16 protein-coding genes and 1 tRNA gene are annotated in these 16,921 nt (G+C 69.5%); 5 read left to right on the top strand and 12 right to left on the bottom strand.

The genetic code is table 11. From position 1 onward, the window contains the following. From ACESL7_RS04210 to ACESL7_RS04230, 5 genes are all read right to left on the bottom strand, one after another. On the bottom strand, positions 1 to 776 hold a 776-nt coding region (locus ACESL7_RS04210), incomplete at its 3' end, for a cation:proton antiporter domain-containing protein (protein ID WP_372891757.1). Between the two features lie 166 nt (positions 777 to 942). Next, entirely contained in the window at positions 943 to 2,508 is a 1,566-nt protein-coding gene (locus tag ACESL7_RS04215; protein ID WP_372891759.1) for a cation:proton antiporter domain-containing protein, read from the bottom strand. 136 nt (positions 2,509 to 2,644) lie between these two features. Then, a complete protein-coding gene (locus ACESL7_RS04220; protein ID WP_372891761.1) occupies positions 2,645 to 3,727 on the bottom strand; it encodes a quaternary amine ABC transporter ATP-binding protein in 1,083 nt (360 codons plus the stop codon). A 10-nt stretch (positions 3,728 to 3,737) separates the two neighbouring features. Then, positions 3,738 to 4,772 carry an ABC transporter permease gene (locus ACESL7_RS04225; protein ID WP_372891763.1) on the bottom strand — a complete coding sequence of 345 codons (1,035 nt, stop codon included), beginning with the start codon at positions 4,770 to 4,772 and terminating at the stop codon, positions 3,738 to 3,740. A gap of 95 nt (positions 4,773 to 4,867) precedes the next feature. Then, positions 4,868 to 5,845: an ABC transporter substrate-binding protein gene (locus ACESL7_RS04230; protein WP_372891765.1), complete on the bottom strand. Its 978-nt coding sequence runs from the start codon at positions 5,843 to 5,845 to the stop codon at positions 4,868 to 4,870. A 405-nt stretch (positions 5,846 to 6,250) separates the two neighbouring features. On the opposite strand from ACESL7_RS04230, the gene pdhA reads away from it, so the two are divergent. Genes pdhA through ACESL7_RS04245 form a run of 3 tightly spaced genes read left to right on the top strand, consistent with a single transcriptional unit; the run spans position 6,251 to position 10,054 of the window. Beyond that, on the top strand, positions 6,251 to 7,258 hold the full coding sequence (pdhA, locus tag ACESL7_RS04235) for a pyruvate dehydrogenase (acetyl-transferring) E1 component subunit alpha (RefSeq protein WP_372891767.1): 1,008 nt from the start codon (positions 6,251 to 6,253) through the stop codon (positions 7,256 to 7,258). Positions 7,259 to 7,272: 14 nt separating this feature from the next. After that, positions 7,273 to 8,661 carry a pyruvate dehydrogenase complex E1 component subunit beta gene (locus tag ACESL7_RS04240; protein ID WP_372891769.1) on the top strand — a complete coding sequence of 463 codons (1,389 nt, stop codon included), beginning with the start codon at positions 7,273 to 7,275 and terminating at the stop codon, positions 8,659 to 8,661. Between the two features lie 13 nt (positions 8,662 to 8,674). Further along, positions 8,675 to 10,054 carry a pyruvate dehydrogenase complex dihydrolipoamide acetyltransferase gene (locus ACESL7_RS04245; protein ID WP_372891771.1) on the top strand — a complete coding sequence of 460 codons (1,380 nt, stop codon included), beginning with the start codon at positions 8,675 to 8,677 and terminating at the stop codon, positions 10,052 to 10,054. Positions 10,055 to 10,073: 19 nt separating this feature from the next. On the opposite strand, the gene ACESL7_RS04250 is transcribed toward ACESL7_RS04245, so the two are convergent. The 4 genes from ACESL7_RS04250 to ACESL7_RS04265 all read right to left on the bottom strand — a co-directional run bounded on the left by ACESL7_RS04250 (position 10,074) and on the right by ACESL7_RS04265 (position 13,287). After that, positions 10,074 to 10,631 (bottom strand): 5-formyltetrahydrofolate cyclo-ligase, encoded by a 558-nt coding sequence (locus tag ACESL7_RS04250; protein ID WP_372891773.1) that lies wholly within the window; start codon positions 10,629 to 10,631, stop codon positions 10,074 to 10,076. Further along, on the bottom strand, positions 10,628 to 12,025 hold the full coding sequence (mgtE, locus tag ACESL7_RS04255; RefSeq protein ID WP_372891775.1) for a magnesium transporter: 1,398 nt from the start codon (positions 12,023 to 12,025) through the stop codon (positions 10,628 to 10,630). Before mgtE ends, ACESL7_RS04250 begins: the two co-directional genes overlap by 4 nt. 70 nt (positions 12,026 to 12,095) lie before the next feature. Further along, positions 12,096 to 12,908 carry a histidinol-phosphatase gene (gene hisN, locus ACESL7_RS04260; RefSeq protein WP_372891777.1) on the bottom strand — a complete coding sequence of 271 codons (813 nt, stop codon included), beginning with the start codon at positions 12,906 to 12,908 and terminating at the stop codon, positions 12,096 to 12,098. 4 nt (positions 12,909 to 12,912) lie between these two features. Then, positions 12,913 to 13,287 carry a helix-turn-helix domain-containing protein gene (locus ACESL7_RS04265; protein ID WP_372891779.1) on the bottom strand — a complete coding sequence of 125 codons (375 nt, stop codon included), beginning with the start codon at positions 13,285 to 13,287 and terminating at the stop codon, positions 12,913 to 12,915. 344 nt (positions 13,288 to 13,631) lie between these two features. Between ACESL7_RS04265 and ACESL7_RS04270 the strand changes: the two genes are divergently transcribed. Continuing rightward, a complete protein-coding gene (locus tag ACESL7_RS04270; RefSeq protein WP_372891781.1) occupies positions 13,632 to 14,594 on the top strand; it encodes an NADPH:quinone oxidoreductase family protein in 963 nt (320 codons plus the stop codon). Between the two features lie 166 nt (positions 14,595 to 14,760). Next, entirely contained in the window at positions 14,761 to 15,543 is a 783-nt protein-coding gene (locus tag ACESL7_RS04275) for a Bax inhibitor-1/YccA family protein (RefSeq protein ID WP_372891783.1), read from the top strand. 64 nt (positions 15,544 to 15,607) lie between these two features. Here ACESL7_RS04275 and ACESL7_RS04280 read toward each other — a convergent pair whose 3' ends face one another. The 3 genes from ACESL7_RS04280 to ACESL7_RS04290 form a co-directional block, all read right to left on the bottom strand. Further along, complete coding sequence (locus tag ACESL7_RS04280; RefSeq protein ID WP_372891785.1) at positions 15,608 to 16,297, bottom strand: VIT1/CCC1 transporter family protein; 690 nt, start codon at positions 16,295 to 16,297, stop codon at positions 15,608 to 15,610. A gap of 88 nt (positions 16,298 to 16,385) precedes the next feature. Continuing rightward, positions 16,386 to 16,553, bottom strand: coding sequence for a 50S ribosomal protein L33 (gene rpmG, locus ACESL7_RS04285; RefSeq protein ID WP_005856346.1), 168 nt, complete (start codon positions 16,551 to 16,553; stop codon positions 16,386 to 16,388). A gap of 271 nt (positions 16,554 to 16,824) precedes the next feature. After that, positions 16,825 to 16,899: transfer RNA gene (locus ACESL7_RS04290), tRNA-Thr, on the bottom strand. Positions 16,900 to 16,921 lie beyond the last annotated feature (22 nt).

Here is a 16,921-nt window from a genome sequence, read left to right on the forward strand (position 1 = left end):
GTCGAGGCGAGCGCGACGCCGGCCAGCAGGCCGCCCACCTCCTTGCCGAGGCCGACGATGTCGCCCGCCGCCGCAAACATCGCCGCCATGGCGATGGCGGAGATCACCAGAAGCTCGGGCGCCTGCGCCAGCCGCTCGGTCAGTGGATCGGCAACGTAGCGCACGAAGAGAACCACGAGCGCCACCAGCGCCAGCCCGGAACCCAGCACCGAGAGAATCGAGCCGCCGCCATGGCCCCCCTCCGCCGCGGCCCCGATGCCGATGGCCGACAGCGTGATCATGGCGAGGACGACGACGAGATCCTGAACGATCAGGAAGCCGAGCGCGATCTGCCCGTGCAGCGCGTCGATCTCGCGCTTGTCGGAGAGAAGCTTCACGATAATGATCGTGGAGGAAAAAGTGAGCGCGACGGCGACGTAGAGGCTCGTGACCTGGCCGAGGCCGAGCGCGAGCCCGATCAGATAGCCGAAAAACGACGTGAAGGCGACCTGCCCGAGCCCGGTCAGGACCGCGACCTTCCCGAGAGAGCGGATAAGCTTCACGTCGAGCTTGATGCCGACGAGGAACAGAAGCACAGCGATCCCGAGCTCCGACAGCAGGTCGATCTGCGCGTCCGAGCGCACCACGTCGAGCGCCGAGGGCCCCGCGATCAGCCCCACGGCGATGAAGCTCACGATCAGCGGCTGACGCAGAAGGATGCCAAAAAGCCCGATGACCGCCGCCATGACAAGGAGGACCGCCACCTCCGCGAAGGGGGACTGGATCAGCGCCTCCATCACGCGCCGCCCCGGACCACACGGCGGCGCGCAATCTCGGACGGAGCCGGTGGCGGGGTGGAGGTCGCAGGGGCGAGGGTCGGCATCGGGCGCTCACGTTTTCGGGATTGCGCCTTGGGATATAATCTCTTTACGCAGTGCCTGACACAAAATTCTGCCGCCGGCGTCACGCGTGCATGGCGGGGCGGAGCGCCTCGGACGCGTTGCGCGCCAGGCTTCGGCCGGCCTCGCGCATGGTGTAGTGGGTCTCGTCCGCGCCGGCCTCGGTGATCTTGGCCACGTCGTCCTCGTAGAGCGCATGCGCGACGATCGGCCCCTCGAAGCCGCGGGCGCGGAGCGTGCGCGCGGAGATGAGCTTCGCCTCGATGTCGTCCATCGCGAGCACGGCGGCACGGATGCCGTCGAGGCGAACGCCGCTCCAGAAATTGCTGTCCTCGGCGTCGGCGAAGATCACGCGTCGGCCGGCCTCGGCGTGGGTCTTCGCCTTGTAGGTGTCGGCGTCGAGGCCGACGGGCCGCCAGCCCTCCTCTGCCAGCGCCTCGTAGGCGGCCGAGCCGGTGCGCCCCATCCCGAAGACCAGAACGTCCGCATCGCCGAGATCGCTCGGCTGTTCGTCGGGGTGGCGCGTCGCGCGCTGGAAGGGTTGCAGCCGCGTCGCGTAGCGCTCGAAGAGCGGATGCGCGGCGCGGTTGAGCGGTGCGGCGACCACGAAGGAGATCGAAACCGCGATGGCGAGTGGCACGAGGAAGGGCTCGGCCATGGGGATACCGGCCGCGACGATCAGCCCGAACTCGCTGTAGGCGGTGAGCGACAGCGCGGTGAGGAAGGCGCTGCGCGCCCGCAGCCGGAAGGCGATCAGCAGGAAGAAGAAGCCAACCCCCTTGAGCGGCAGCATCAGTCCCAGCAGAACCGCGAAGACGAGCGCGTCCCAGTCCGGCAGTCCCGACATCCCGATGGAGAGGAAGAAGCCGACGAGGAACACTTCCTTCAGCGCCCAGAGCGAGTCCGACAGCTCCTGCGCGCGGGGGTGATTGGACAGCAGGAGCCCCATCACCAGCGCCCCGATCTCGCCCTTGAGGCCGATGACCTCGAACCCGACTCCGCCGAAGACAAGGCTCAGCGCCATGCCCGTGATCACCAAGACCTCGTCGCGTCCCGCAAGGTCGAGGATCCGGTGCAGCACCGGTCGCAGGAGCGGCGTGGCGAAGACCAGGAGCGCCCAGGGCTCCGGCACCTTGCCGGAAAAGATCGCGAGCACCACGATCGCGATGATGTCCTGCACGATCAGGATGCCGATGGCGCTGCGCCCGTGGAAGTTGGCGAGTTCGCGCTTGGCCTCGAGCATCTTGGCGGCGAGCACGGTCGACGAGAACGCGAGCGCGATCCCCACGAGGAGCGCCACAGTCCAGTCGTCGGCGAAGAAGAGCCACGCGATGGGCGTGAAGACCGCCACCGACAGCGTGAAATGCGCCAGCGCGCTGCCCACCACGTGCGGCTCGGCGATCTGCCGGAGCTTGAGCTTCAGCCCGACCGTGAAGAGCAGGAGCAGCACGCCCAGATCGGCGAGGTGCTCGAGGATCGGGCCCGTCGTCTCCGGCATCCCGAGGCGCGGACCGAACGCATTGATCAGGAAGCCCGCCGCGAGGAACCCGACGAGCGGTGGAAGCCCGAGTGGTCGAACGGCCAGACCGCACACGAACGCCGCGGTGACGGCGAAGACCTCGAACACCATGGTATGACTCCGACTTCCCCTCGTCGCATCCTGCACCGGCGCGAGCGGGTTGTGGAGTCGCCCCGGGGCGACGACACGCGTCGCGCGACCCGCTCGCCTCGGCTCGGCCCGCGCGCGGCCCGGGCCGATCCGGGGCTCAGGCGCTGGCGCGGCGGCTGCGCATGCCGCTTTCGGACGCGCCGGTCGGCACGAGGGCCCGCATGAGATCGTCCATGTCGAGCACGCCGACCTGCCGGCCGTCCTGCACGACGACGAAGCTCGCCGACGGCTCGCCGCCGGATTTGGCGATCACGTTCTCCAGCGTCTCCTCCGGCCCGATCTCGCCGGTCACGGTGCCGCGCCCCTCGCTCGGGCCGCGCATCACCGAGCGCACGCGGAGAACGCGCGCGCGGTTGATGTCGGAGATGAAGTCCACGATGTAATCGTCTGCCGGTTCAAGAAGAATCTTCTGCGGCTCGTCCTGCTGGACGACGTAGCCGTCCTTGAGGATCACGAGGTGATCGGCGAGCTTCAGCGCCTCGTCGAGGTCGTGGCTGATGAAGATCACCGTCTTCGAGAGTTCCTCCTGCAGCTCCAGAAGCAGGTCCTGCATGTCGGTGCGGATCAGCGGGTCGAGCGCGGAGAAGGCCTCGTCCATGAGCATGATCGGGGCATTCGACGCGAGCGCGCGCGCGAGCCCCACGCGCTGCTGCATGCCGCCCGAGAGCTGATGGGGATACTGATCCTCGCTGCCGCCGAGGCCCACGCGCGCCAGCCAGGCCCGCGCGTCATCCTCGTAGTCGGCCCGCTGATGACCCCGCACCGTCAGCGCCATGGCGGTGTTATCCAGAACCGTGCGGTGCGGCAGCAGCGCGAAGTTCTGGAAGACCATCGACATCTTGTGACGGCGAAGCTCGCGGAGCTGATCCTCGTCGTAGGCGAGGATGTCCTCGCCGTCGACGCGCACCTCGCCCGCCGTCGGGTCGATCAGGCGGTTGAGATGCCGGATCAGCGTCGACTTGCCGGAGCCGGAGAGGCCCATCATCACGGTGATGTCCCCCTCCTTCACCTCGACGTTGATGTCGTTGAGGCCGAGGACGTGCTGATGGGTCTCCATCAGCTCGGCCTTGGTCATGCCGTCCCGGACGTAGGGCAGCATCTCCTCCGGCTGGGCGCCGAAGATCTTGTAGAGATTCTTGATCTCGACCTTGGTGGTCTTCGTGTGGCGATCGTTTCGCATGTCCGCCTCCTCAGGCCTTGTGGGTGGCGTTGATGCGCGCCAGCGACGCCTTGGTCGTGCGGTCGAGGATCACCGCGAGCAGCACGATGCCGAGACCGGCCACCAGCCCGACGCCCAGCTCGAGATTGCGGATGCCGCGCAGCACCAGCACGCCGAGACCCGGGGCGGAGACGAGCGAGGCGATCACCACCATGGCGAGGCTCATCATGATCGTCTGGTTCACGCCGGCCATGATGTTCGGCAGCGCGAGCGGCACCTGCACGCCGAAGAGCTTCTGCCGGTCGGTCATGCCGAAGGCGTCGGCCGCCTCGATCACGCTCTTGTCCACCATGCGGATGCCGAGGTTGGTCAGACGGATCACCGGCACGATTGCGTAGAGGATGATGGCGATTCCGTAGAGCTTCGGCTCGGTCACGCTGAACAGGAAGATCAGCGGGATCAGGTAGACGAAGGGCGGCAGCGTCTGCAGCATGTCTAGGACCGGGATCGTCGCGTTCTGCATGCTGTCGGACCGGGACATGGCGATGCCGATGGGCACGCCGATCGCCACGCATATCGCCGCGCAGACGAAGATGATCGCCAGCGTCTGCATCGCGTAGGCGTAGTGGTCGATGAAGGCGAGCCCGAGGATCGACACTGCCACGAAGGCCAGCAGCCCCCAGGAGCGCGAGACGAGCCAGGTGATCGCCAGCAGGATCGGTATGACGATCCACCACGGCGTGTTCAGAATGCCGTAAAGCGCCGAGTCCAGCGCCCAGGAGAGCGGCTGGGTGATCGGGTCGAGCACGAAGGACAAGGCGTCCTTCACGTTGAGAAAGCCGCGCTCGAGCCCCAGCGTGAGCTCCCGCGATTGCGGAAAGGCCTGGCACGAGTCGTTGAGCGCGTCCATCGAGGGGAACGGAAGCTCCCAGATCGTGGGCGCCGCCGCCTCGCCGCCGCGGGACTGACCGGCAAGGTCGGACAACGACGTCGGCGCACTGCCGCCGGACGCACCGCACCAGCCGTCGAGGCCGAGGCTGCTGAAAAGCCAGTCGTATGTTGCCATTCTTGTTACCTCCCGGCCATGCGCGACGGCCGTCTGCCTATACGGAAAGGCGAGGCCCGGTGTCCGGGCCCCGCCTGCGTCACCGTTGCGAGAGCTTAGCCCTGATCGAGCAGGTTGGCGAGATTCTCGCGTGCCTCGTCGTTCAGCCAGTCCGACCAGACGTCCTGATGGTTCTGCAGGAAGTAGGCCGCGACCTCGTCGGCCGAGGCGTTGTTCTCGTCCTGCCACGCGAGCAGGCCGCTCATCGTGTTGGTCTCGAAGCTCATGTTCGAGAGGAACTCGGTCACCTCGGGGTTGCTTTCGGCGAAGTCGGTGGTCACCGAGGTCAGGATCGGTGCCGACGGGAAGTCCGAGACGCCCGGGTTGTCGGTGTCGGGGTTCTGGTTGCGGCCGTGCACCTCTTCATCGACCTCGCCCAGATCGACGCGGGTCATGTCGTACTTGCCCATCGGCACGGTCGGGCCCCAGTAGTAGCCGAACCACGGTTCTCCGTCCTCGACCGCCGAGCCCATCGAGCTTGCCAGCGTCTCGCCCGAGCCGTGGTTGAAGACCTCGAGACCCGCCTCCTCGAGGTCGAGCGCCTCGACCAGGTTGTCGGAAACGACGCGGCAGCCCCAGCCGTCGGGGCAGTTGTTGAAGGTTCCGCCGACCAGCTCGGGGTTCTCCATCACGCCCTCGATGGTCGTCAGCTCCGGATGCTCCTCCGCGAGGTAGGTGGGGATCCACCAGCCCTCGACGCCGCCGGGCTCGAGCACGTTTGCGACGCGCTCCATCGTGCCGCCTTCCTCGAGCTTGCGGTAGGCGTCGCCCGCCGAGTTCAGCCAGAGGTTGGTGACGATGTCCGGCTCGCCGTTCTCCGACACGGAGGTGACGGCCGGAATGGTGTCGGACGGCACGAGCGACACGTCGCAGCCGTAGCCCTGCTCGAGCAGGAACTGCGCGATCTCGGTGGTGACGTTCGCGGCGGCCCAGTTCATCTGCGCGATGGAGACCTCGCCGCAGCTGTCCTGTGCGTGGGCGGCAGCCGGCACAGCCATGGCCGAAACCAGGGCCAGCTTGGAAAGATGTTTCATGAAGCGACCTCGCTCTTGTTCGCTTGGGTGGGTTCAAAGGACCGGGGAACGGCAAAACGACATGCCGGGCCGATGCGTCATTGCGGATCGGCCTCCCTCATCCTCCGCCGGCCGGTGTCGTTTTCCGGCCAGCGATGTCGTGTTCGTGCTACGAAAGCCCGCAAAAATCAACCGCCTCGCCCGAAGATTCCGGTCAGGTTCCTGCTTCCGCTGCGGAAAGAAAGGCCACGGGACGCCGCCGTCGCCGCCGGCACCGCGCCCGCCGCCCCGATGCGCAGTGCCGATTCGCGGCGCCGCCGGGCCGGCGTCACGCCGCCTGCGCTTCCCTCTCGCAACCGTCCGAAAAATTCGCTAAGGGATGGTTTAGCGCTAAACTATTGCCGCCGACCCGCGGAGGAGACCTGCATGGCCACACGCAGACAGACCAGGAAAACGGCCGCCACGGACCAGGAGCTGACACGGTACTACCGCGACATGCTGCTCATCCGCCGCTTCGAGGAAAAGGCGGGCCAGCTTTACGGCATGGGGCTGATCGGGGGCTTCTGCCACCTCTACATCGGCCAGGAGGCCGTCGTCGTCGGGCTGGAGGCCTGCGCCGAGGAGGGCGACAAGCGCGTCACCGCCTACCGCGACCACGGCCACATGCTCGCCTGCGGCATGGATCCCAAGGGTGTGATGGCGGAGCTCACGGGCCGCGAAGGCGGCTTCTCGCGCGGCAAGGGCGGCTCGATGCACATGTTCTCGCGCGAGAAGCACTTCTACGGCGGCCACGGCATCGTCGGCGCCAACGTGCCGATCGGCGCGGGCCTCGCCTTTTCCGACCTCTACAAGGGCAACGACCGGGTGACCTTCACGTATTTCGGCGACGGCGCCGCGAACCAGGGCCAGGTGGCCGAGACCTACAACATGGCCGAACTCTGGATGCTGCCGGTGATCTTCGTGATCGAGAACAACCAGTACGCCATGGGCACGAGCGTCAAGCGCGCCACCAAGTCCCCGGATTTCTGGGAGCGCGGCGCGGCCTACGGCATCAAGGGCGAGGCGGTGGACGGCATGGACGTGCTGGCGGTGAAGGCCGCCGGAGAGAAGGCCGTCAAGCACGTGCGCGCGGGCAAGGGCCCCTACATCCTCGAGATGATGACCTATCGCTACCGCGGGCACTCGATGTCCGATCCCGCGAAGTACCGCACCCGCGAGGAGGTGCAGAAGATGCGCGAGGAGCGTGACGCGATCGAGCAGGTGCGCGAGCGCCTGATCGAGTCCGGTGTCGCCGAGGACGACCTCAAGGCGATCGACAAGGAGATCAAGGAGATCGTCAACGGAGCCGCCGATTTCGCCCGCGAGAGCCCGGAGCCCGATCCCTCCGAGCTCTGGACCGACGTCTACGCCGACGTGACGCCGCAGACCGCCTGAGGGAGACCAAGCGCATGAGCACCGAGATCCTGATGCCCGCCCTCTCCCCCACCATGGAGGAGGGCAAGCTCGCCAAGTGGCTGGTCAAGGAAGGCGATACCGTCTCCGCCGGCGACATCCTCGCCGAGATCGAGACCGACAAGGCGACGATGGAGTTCGAGGCCGTCGACGAGGGCACGGTCGCCAAGATCCTCGTCACGGAGGGCACCGACGGGGTGAAGGTCAACACCCCAATCGCCATGCTCGCCGAAGAGGGCGAGGCCGCCGAGGACGTCGCGGCGCCCAGGGGAAACGGCGCCGACGCCACAGCCGAGGCCCCTGCCCCTGCCCCAGCCCCCGCCGCACCGGCCGAACCCGCGGCCCCTGCTGCGCCTGCCGCGCCCGCGAGAACGCGCGAGCCGGAGGTGCCCGCCGGCACCGAGATGCGCCAGCAGACCGTGCGCGAGGCGCTGCGCGACGCCATGGCCGAGGAGATGCGCGGCGACGACACGGTCTTCGTCATGGGCGAGGAGGTCGCGGAATACGAGGGCGCCTACAAGATCACGCAGGGCCTTCTGGACGAGTTCGGCGCGCGCCGCGTGATCGACACGCCGATCACCGAGCACGGCTTCGCCGGCCTCGGCGTCGGCGCGGCCTTCGGCGGCCTGCGCCCGGTCGTGGAGTTCATGACCTGGAACTTCGCCATGCAGGCGATCGACCAGATCATCAACTCCGCCGCCAAGACGCTCTACATGTCCGGCGGGCAGATGGGCTGCCCGATGGTCTTCCGCGGCCCGAACGGCGCCGCCGCCCGCGTCGCCGCGCAGCACAGCCAGGACTATGCCGCGTGGTATTCGCAGATCCCCGGGCTCAAGGTCGTGCAGCCCTACGCCGCCGACGACGCCAAGGGCCTGCTGAAATCCGCGATCCGCGATCCGAACCCGGTGATCTTCCTCGAGAACGAGATCCTCTACGGCAAGTCCTTCGACGTGCCGGCGCTCGACGACTGGACCGTGCCCTTCGGGAAGGCCCGCGTCTGGCGCGAGGGGGGCGACGTGACGATCGTGAGCTTCGGCATCGGCATGACCTACGCGCTCGAGGCCGCCGACCGGCTGGCCGAGGACGGCGTCGCGGCGGAGGTGATCGACCTGCGCACGCTGCGCCCGATGGACCGCGAGACGGTGATCGAGAGCGTGAAGAAGACCAACCGCTGCGTCACCGTCGAGGAGGGCTGGCCGCAGGGTTCGGTCGGCAACCACATCTCCGCGGTGCTGATGGAGCACGCCTTCGACTGGCTCGACGCGCCGGTGGTCAACGTGACCGGCAAGGACGTGCCCATGCCCTACGCCGCCAATCTCGAACGCATGGCGCTCGTGACCACCGACGAGGTGGTGGAGGCCGTGCGCAAGGTCACCTACCGCTGAGGGAGCGCAGCGCATGTCCACGGAAATCCTGATGCCCGCCCTCTCGCCGACGATGGAGGAGGGCCGCCTCGCCCGGTGGCTCGTCAAGGAAGGCGACACGGTGAACGCCGGCGATCTCCTGGCGGAGATCGAGACCGACAAGGCCACGATGGAGTTCGAGGCGGTCGACGAGGGCACCATCGGCAAGCTTCTGGTCGGCGAGGGCACCGACGGCGTGAAGGTCAACACGCCGATCGCGCTGATCCTCGACGAGGGCGAGAGCGCGGCGGACCTCGAGGCGGCGCCGGCCGCAGCGCCCGCGTCGGGGACGGCCGCGGCGACGGCCCCTGCCCCGGCCTCCGCGCAGGCCGAGGCCGAACCCGCGCAGGGCGACCGCCGCGCCCCCGCGCCGCAGGCGAAGGAGGTGCCGGAGGGCACCGCGCCGCCCGCCCCCGCCGACGCGCAGGGCAACCGCATCCTCGCCTCCCCGCTCGCGCGGCGCATCGCGGCCGCGACGGGCGTGGACCTTGCGCAGGTGACGGGCTCCGGCCCGCGCGGGCGCATCGTGCGCGCCGACGTGGAGGCCGCCGCCGAGCGCGCCCCCGCACAGGCGGCGGAAGCGGCGCCGGCCGAGGCGGCGCCCGCCCCTGCCCCCGCGCAAGCGGCGGCGGCCATGCCGGCCGGCCCAACGGCGGAGCAGGTCAGGAAGATGTACGAGGGCCGCGAGACCGAGGAGGTCACCCTCGACGGGATGCGCCGCACGGTGGCCGCACGGCTGACCGAGGCCAAGCAGACGATCCCGCATTTCTACCTGCGCCGGTCGGTCACGCTCGACCCGCTGCTCGCGCTGCGCAAGGAGCTCAACGCCAAGCTCGAGGCGCGGGGCGTCAAGCTCTCGGTCAACGACTTCATCATCAAGGCCTCGGCGCTCGCGCTGCAGGAGGTGCCCGACGCCAACGCGGTCTGGGCGGGCGACCGCATCCTGCGGCTCACGCCCTCCGACGTCGCCGTGGCGGTGGCGGTCGACGGCGGGCTCTTCACGCCGGTGCTGAAGGACGCGCACCAGAAGTCGCTCTCGGCACTCTCGGCGGAGATGAAGGATCTCGCCACGCGCGCCCGCGACCGCAAGCTCGCGCCGCACGAATACGTCGGCGGCAGCTTCGCCATCTCCAACCTCGGCATGTACGGGATCGAGAATTTCGACGCCGTCATCAACCCGCCGCACGGCGCGATCCTCGCCGTCGGCGCGGGCGTGACACAGCCGGTGGTGCAGGAGGACGGCACCCTCGGCACGGCCACGGTGATGTCGATGACGCTCTCGGTCGATCACCGGGTCATCGACGGGGCGCTGGGGGCGCAGCTCCTCGCCGCGATCGTGGCGCACCTCGAGAACCCGCTGGCCATGCTGGCGTGAGGCGCAACCGGGCGCGGGGTCAGAAGGTCAGCACCTCGCGCTCGGTCACGATCATGTCGAGGGGCGCGTCCGTCTCCTCCCGCGGGAGCGCCTCGGCCTCCTGCGCGGCGTAGGCGAAGCCGATGGCCGTCAAGGGCTTTCGCGCGCGCAAGCCTGCAAGCGTGCGGTCGTAGAAGCCCCCGCCGTAGCCGAGCCGTGCGCCCGTCCGGTCGAAGGCGACGAGCGGCACGATCAGCACCTCGGGCTCCATCAGGTCCTCCGTCTCCGGCACCGCCGCGCCGAAGGGACCGGGGACCAGCGCGCCCTCGGGCGTCCAGCGCGAGAAGACGAGCGGCGCACCCTTCGCCCGGATCACGGGCACGCCGACGGGGCCGTGGCGCGCCGCCTCGGCCATCGCCGGGCGCGGGTCGATCTCAGAGCGGATCGGCAGGTAGCCGGCGAGCGGCCGGCCGCAATGCGCCGCGAGCACCCCGCTCAGAAGACGCGCGGGCGCGCCGGGCCGCGCGGCATGCGCCGCCTTGCGCCGGGCGAAGGCCGCCTGCCGGGCGGCGCGCTTGGCCTCGCCCAGGTCGGTCACAGGATCACCATGCTGGCCAGTCCGAGGAAGGTGAAGAAGCCCACGACGTCGGTCACCGTGGTCACGAAGGGGCCGGAGGCCAGCGCCGGGTCGATGCGCAACCGGTCGAGCAGGATCGGGATGGCGATGCCGCCGAGCGCCGCGGCGAGCTGGGTGAGCAGCATCGCCACCGCGATCACCGCGGCCAGCAGCGGCACCCCGAACCAGACCGCGGCGACGCCCGCCATGACGAGCCCGAAGAGCGCACCGTTCAGCCCGCCCACCGCCACCTCCCGCGCGGCGACGCGCAGCGCGTTCTGCGCGGTCAGGTCGCGCGTGGCGATGGCGCGCACCGCGACCGTCATGGTCTGCGTGCCCGCGTTGCCGCCCATCGAGGCCACGATCGGCATCAGCACGGCGAGCGCGACCATCTGGTCGATCGTGTCGGCGAAGGCGTCGATCACCACCGAGGCGAAGATCGCCGTCAGCAGGTTCACGAAAAGCCATGTCGCCCGCCCGCGCGCGGCCTGCAGCACGGTGTCGGTGAGCCGCGATTCCTCGGTCACGCCGCCGAGGCGGAGGAGGTCCTCCTCGTGCTCCTCGTCGAGCACGCCCATCGCGTCGTCGATGGTGATGACGCCGACGAGCCGCCCGCCCTCGTCCACCACGGGCGCCGAGATCAGGTGATACTGGTTGAAGGCGTAGGCGACGTCCGTCTCGCTCTCGGTCGCGGGAAAGACGCGGAAGGCCTCCTCGACCAGTTCGGAGAGTGCGACCTCCCGGCGCGAGGACATGATGCGCCCCAGCGTCACGTTGCCGACAGGGCGCATCGCCGGGTCCACGAGGACGACATGGTAGAACTGGCTCGGCAGGTCCTCGCGCTCGCGCATGTGGTCGATGGCCTGCCCGACGCTCCAGTGCTCCGGCGCCATGACGAGCTCGCGCTGCATGAGGCGGCCGGCGGAATACTCCGGATAGGTGAGCGAGCTCTGCACCGCGAGGCGGTCGGGCGCCGAGAGCGCGCCGAGGATGGTGCGCCTCTGCTCGGCCTCCAGGTCCTCGAGCAGGTCCACCACGTCGTCGGAGTCGAGCGCGCGCACCGCCTCGCGGAGCACCTCCGGCTGCAGAAGCCCGATGACTTCGGCCCTGAGCCCCTCCTCGAGTTCGGAGAGCACCTCGCCCCCGATCCAGTCGCCGGCAAGCTCCACGAAGCGGCGGCGGTCGTAGGGATTGATCTGCTCGATCAGGTCGGCGACGTCGGCGGGGTGCAGCGCGTCCAGCGTCTCGAGAAGCCGCGCCCGGTCCTGCGTGTCGAGTGCATAGAGCACCGCGCTCACGCGGCGCCGGTCGAGGGTGTAGCCATCCTCCTCGCCGGTCTCCGGCGCGGGCGCGATCTGATCGGCGTCGTCGGTCATCGGGCGGGTCCTGTCAGGCTGCGGCGGAACATAGGACAGCCCCGGGCCGGGCGACAGGGGCGGCGCACGCTCAGCCGGCCAGCCGCTCCAGCGCCGCGCGGTGCAGCTCCGGGTCGGCGGCCGCGAGCACACGGCCGCCGCCATGCGCCGGCCCGCCCTGCCAGTCGGTGACGATCCCGCCCGCCGCCTCGATCAGCGCGAGCGGCGCCTGGATGTCGTAGGGCGCGAGCCCCGCCTCGATCACGAGGTCGATCTGCCCCGCGGCGAGCATGGCGTAGGCGTAGCAATCCATGCCGTAGCGGGTCAGGCGCACCTCCCGCGCGACGCGCGCGAAGGCGGTCTGCTCGGCGGCGGTGCCGACCTCCGGGTAGGTGGTGGCGAGCGTCGCCTCCGCAAGCGTGCTGCACCGGCGCACGCGCAGCGCCCGGTGTCCCCTTGGGCCGTCGAGCGTCGCCCGCCCGAAGCCGCCGCGGAAACGCTCGCCGGTGTAGGGCTGATCGACGACGCCGTAGAGCGGCCCCTCCGGCCCCGAAAGCGCGATCAGCACGCCCCAGGTCGGTGCGCCGCAGAGGAAGGCGCGCGTGCCGTCGATGGGGTCGAGCACCCAGGTCAGGCCCGAGCGCCCCTCCCGCGTGCCGAACTCCTCGCCCAGGATGGCGTCCTCGGGGCGCTCTCGGTCGAGGATGTCCCGCATCGCCGTCTCGGCGGCGCGGTCGGCCTCGGTCACCGGGTCGAAGCCACCCGCGCCCTTGTCCGTGGTGCCGAGCGCCTCGGCCCGGAACCACGGCAGGATTGCCCGCCCCGCCGCGTCGGCGAGCCGATCGGCGAGCGCCACGGCCTCTTCCGGCGCGAGCGACACGCCCGCCGCGGCGCTGGCGGCCACGGAATCAGGCAACGTGGCTGAGCACGCGGGCGAGTTCGAAGAGGCGACGGCGCTGATTCTCCGGGATCGCGTAATAGGAGCGCACGAGGTCGAGCGCCTCCTTGTCGTCGAACAGCGTGTCGACGCGGTCTTCGCGCTGCCCGGCGTCGTCACGGTCCCGCGCGGGCAGGCCGTCGAAGAAGAAGGTCACCGGCACGTCGAGCGCATCGGCGATATCCCAGAGGCGGGAGGCGCTGACGCGGTTCGCCCCGGTCTCGTATTTCTGAATCTGCTGAAACTTGATGCCGACCCGCTCGGCCAGCTGCTGCTGCGTCACGCCGATAAGCCAGCGCCGTTGACGGATACGTTTTCCGACATGCTCGTCCACCGGATGTGTCATGGTCCCCCTGTCCTCGCACGACCGCACCGGTTCAGAGGATACGCGCCGCGCTTTAACAATCAGCACATCAATGTGTCTCAGTATCGTCCGACTGACCGCCAGACCGTACAGCCGCGACACCCTGCGAAATGCGGCTGCAACTTACCCATCTCCCGCATCAGGGCAAGGCCGACGTGCCCCGACGGCAGCACGAATGTAACAAATCTCTATTCAGAGTGGTAAGGAAACCCGCGGCGCATGGCCGCATGCCGTTAGGTCAACCGCCTGCAACGCAAGGACGTCTGCCCTTGCGCGGCCTCCCGGCACGGGGGCAATCTCGTCGTGCACCGCAGGAGGGGGAAGAGATGCGCGCCTATCACGTCGCCGCGCCGGGCGCTGCCGCGGCGCTTTCCGAGATCCCGTGTCCCTCGCCCCGCGCGGGGGAACTGCTGGTGCGGATCGAGGCGTGTGGGCTCAACTTCGCCGATCTGCTGATTCTCGAGGGGCAGTATCAGGAGATGCCGGAGGCGCCCTTCACCCTCGGAATGGAAGTGGCCGGCACGGTCGAGGCGACGGGCCCCGGCGTGACGACGCCCGTGCCGGGCACGCGGGTCGCCGTCTTCGGCGGGCACGGCGGCCTCGCCGAGTACGGGTGTTTCCCGGCCGAACGCGCCGTGACGCTGCCCGACTCGATGGATGCTGTCGCCGGCGCCGCGTTCCAGATCGCCTATGGCACGAGCCACGTCGCCCTGTCCCACCGCGCGCGCCTCGCCCCCGGCGAGCGGCTGCTGGTGCTCGGCGCTGCGGGCGGCGTCGGGCTCACGGCGGTCGAGATCGGGCGCGCCATGGGCGCGGAGGTCATCGCCTGCGCGCGCGGTGCGGAAAAGCTGGAGGTCGCGCGGCGCGCGGGCGCCCATCACCTCGTCCCGGCCGATCCGGAGACACTGCGCGACGATGTCCGCGCGCTGGGAGGCGCGGATGTCGTCTACGACCCCGTCGGCGGGCCGCTCTTCGAGGCGGCCTTCCGGGCCTGCCGTCCCGAGGCGCGGCTGCTGTCCATCGGCTTCGCCAGTGGCGAGGTGCCCCGGATCAAGGCGAATCATCTCCTCGTGAAGAACCTCACGGTCATGGGCATCTACTGGGGCGGCTACCTGCACTTCCGCCCCGGGGTCGTCCGGGAGAGCCTCGCCGAGCTCATGCGCTGGCACGGCGAGGGGCACCTCGCACCGCACGTGAGCCATGTCCTGCCGCTCGAGCGGGTGGAGGAGGGGCTGACCCTCCTGCGCGAGCGGCGCTCGACCGGCAAGGTGGTGATCCGCCCGCGGTGAGGGCGCCGCGTCGAATGGCGCCCCCATGCCCGACCGGAAAACCTTGATTTGCGCGCCCCGCTCCCCAATATAACAATCTACGGATGGTTCCCCCGGGGCCGGCCCGTGCGCGGGGCGGTCTTACAGGGGCGAACAACAGGGATTACAGTCGGAGGCTGGACGACAGATGGCTGAATACGAAACGATCCGGACGACCGCCGCGGGCACCCGCAGCGCCGAGATGGATCAGGGGCTGCGCGCCCACATGAACAAGGTCTACGGCACGATGTCCGTAGGCATGCTGATCACGGCAGGCGCGGCCTGGGCGATTTCGGGCCTCGCCACGACCCCCGACCCGAGCCAGGCGGCAGCCCAGCTGCCCAGCGGCGAATACCTGAACGCGCTCGGCGCGGCGATCTATACCTCGCCGCTGCGCTGGGTCATCATGCTGCTGCCGCTGGCCTTCATCTTCTTCGGCTGGGGGCAGCTTCTGCGCCGCGCCTCCGCGGCGATGGTGCAGCTCGGCTTTTTCGCCTTCGCCGTCGCGATCGGCGTCTCGCTGAGTTCGATCTTCCTGATCTTCACGCCCTATTCGATCGCGCAGACCTTCCTCGTCACGGCGATCGCCTTCGCCGGCCTCTCGCTCTGGGGCTACACCACGAAGAAGGACCTCAGCGGGATGGGCACCTTCCTGCTGATGGGCGTGATCGGCCTGATCGTGGCGATGATCATCAACATCTTCCTGCAGTCGCCGGCGATGATGTTCGCGATCTCGATCATCGGCATCCTCGTCTTCGCGGGCCTGACGGCCTTCCACACGCAGGAAATCAAGAGCACCTATGTCGCCCATGCGCAGCACAACGATCAGGAATGGCTGGACAAGGCCGCCTACGACGGTGCGCTGGCGCTCTACATCAGCTTCCTGAACATGTTCCAGTTCCTGCTGATGTTCATGGGCCAGGAACAGTAACCGGCCCGACCGGACGAGACATGAGGGGCCGGCCCGGTGGGTCGGCCCTTTTCTTGCGACCGGCTCAGGCGGCCACCTCGAAGAGCCGTCCGACGACGGCCGTCGCCCCCATCGCCGCGCCGCCCCAGAGGAGCGCCCGCGCCATGGCGCGCCGCGCCGGCGCTCCCCCGAGCCGCGCGCCCGCAAGGCCAAGCCCCGCGAGGGCGGCCAGCGAGAGGGCTGCAACCGGCACGACCCCCGCCGGCCCCGCCGGGCCGAAGGCCGCCCCCGCGAGCGGAAGCGCCGCGCCGGTCGCGAAGGCCGCCGCGGAGGCGAGCGCGGCCTGCATCGGCACGGCCGCGCCGGTCTCGGTGAGGCCAAGCTCCTCGCGGGCGTGAGCGTCGAGCGCGTCGTGGGCCGTCATCTCCTGCGCCGCCGCCCGCGCGAGAGGGTGGGACACGCCGCGCCCCACGAGGCCCGACGTCAGCTCGTCCAGCTCGTAGTCCGGATCCTCCTCGAGCGCGCGGCGCTCCCGCTCCAGATCGGCCGCCTCCGAGTCGGCCTGCGCGGCGACCGACACGTATTCGCCCGAGGCCATCGAGAAGGCACCGGCGACCAGCGCCGCGAGCCCCGTCAGAAGCACCGCGGGCCGCTCCATCCCCGCCGCGAGCACCCCCACGAGCAGGCTTGAGGTCGAAACGATCCCGTCGTTCGCCCCGAGCACGGCCGCACGCAGCCAGCCGGTGCGGGTGACGTAGTGTCCTTCCTTCGGCATCGCGCTGTCCGATCCGCGGAGGCCCGAAAACGAAAGGCCACGCCGCCGGCGTGGCCCCTCCGCATAGAGCCTCAGGCTCAGGCTCAGATCACTTGATCTTGCCTTCCTTGTACTCGACGTGCTTGCGCGCGACCGGGTCGAATTTCCGGATGGTCATCTTCTCGGTCATCGTGCGCGCGTTCTTCTTCGTGACGTAGAAATGCCCCGTGCCCGCGGTGGAGTTGAGGCGGATCTTGATCGTGGTCGGTTTGGCCATGCTCGCTCTCCTGCACCGGGTGCGCTCGTCACCCGCGGAATTCCTGAAAGCCTTCGTCTTACGCGTCGCGGCGCGGCTGTCAAGCCGCCCGCGCGTCAACACAAGGTCGGCAGTTTCGACCGGGAGACTTTGCCCGTCGCGCTGCCCGGGGCCCATGCACTGCCAGCAACGGACCGCTGGACCATCCCGGCCGGCCTGCGGCGAACTGGCCCGGCGTTGAACAGCGGCCGCGCCGCGACGTTTCCCCTGCCCTCTGAATACCTTATCTTCATGGTGCTGCCGGAGAGATTCGAACTCTCGGCCTCTCCCTTACCAAGGGAGTGCTCTACCCCTGAGCTACGGCAGCCCGGCGCGGCGCCGGCGTGGCG

Origin of the sequence: Rhodosalinus sp., from assembly GCF_041685465.1 — a bacterium.
In the GTDB taxonomy this organism is placed as follows: Bacteria; Pseudomonadota; Alphaproteobacteria; order Rhodobacterales; family Rhodobacteraceae; genus Rhodosalinus.

What these genes read in the sequence shown, in the direction of transcription:
- ACESL7_RS04215 (WP_372891759.1), bottom strand. Translation starts at nt 2,508, where the DNA reads ATGGTGTTCGAGGTCTTCGCCGTCACCGCGGCGTTCGTGTGCGGTCTG.
- ACESL7_RS04220 (WP_372891761.1), bottom strand. Translation starts at nt 3,727, where the DNA reads ATGCGAAACGATCGCCACACGAAGACCACCAAGGTCGAGATCAAGAAT.
- ACESL7_RS04225 (WP_372891763.1), bottom strand. Translation starts at nt 4,772, where the DNA reads ATGGCAACATACGACTGGCTTTTCAGCAGCCTCGGCCTCGACGGCTGG.
- ACESL7_RS04230 (WP_372891765.1), bottom strand. Translation starts at nt 5,845, where the DNA reads ATGAAACATCTTTCCAAGCTGGCCCTGGTTTCGGCCATGGCTGTGCCG.
- pdhA (WP_372891767.1), top strand. Translation starts at nt 6,251, where the DNA reads ATGGCCACACGCAGACAGACCAGGAAAACGGCCGCCACGGACCAGGAG.
- ACESL7_RS04240 (WP_372891769.1), top strand. Translation starts at nt 7,273, where the DNA reads ATGAGCACCGAGATCCTGATGCCCGCCCTCTCCCCCACCATGGAGGAG.
- ACESL7_RS04245 (WP_372891771.1), top strand. Translation starts at nt 8,675, where the DNA reads ATGTCCACGGAAATCCTGATGCCCGCCCTCTCGCCGACGATGGAGGAG.
- mgtE (WP_372891775.1), bottom strand. Translation starts at nt 12,025, where the DNA reads ATGACCGACGACGCCGATCAGATCGCGCCCGCGCCGGAGACCGGCGAG.
- ACESL7_RS04265 (WP_372891779.1), bottom strand. Translation starts at nt 13,287, where the DNA reads ATGACACATCCGGTGGACGAGCATGTCGGAAAACGTATCCGTCAACGG.
- ACESL7_RS04270 (WP_372891781.1), top strand. Translation starts at nt 13,632, where the DNA reads ATGCGCGCCTATCACGTCGCCGCGCCGGGCGCTGCCGCGGCGCTTTCC.
- ACESL7_RS04275 (WP_372891783.1), top strand. Translation starts at nt 14,761, where the DNA reads ATGGCTGAATACGAAACGATCCGGACGACCGCCGCGGGCACCCGCAGC.
- ACESL7_RS04280 (WP_372891785.1), bottom strand. Translation starts at nt 16,297, where the DNA reads ATGCCGAAGGAAGGACACTACGTCACCCGCACCGGCTGGCTGCGTGCG.
- rpmG (WP_005856346.1), bottom strand. Translation starts at nt 16,553, where the DNA reads ATGGCCAAACCGACCACGATCAAGATCCGCCTCAACTCCACCGCGGGC.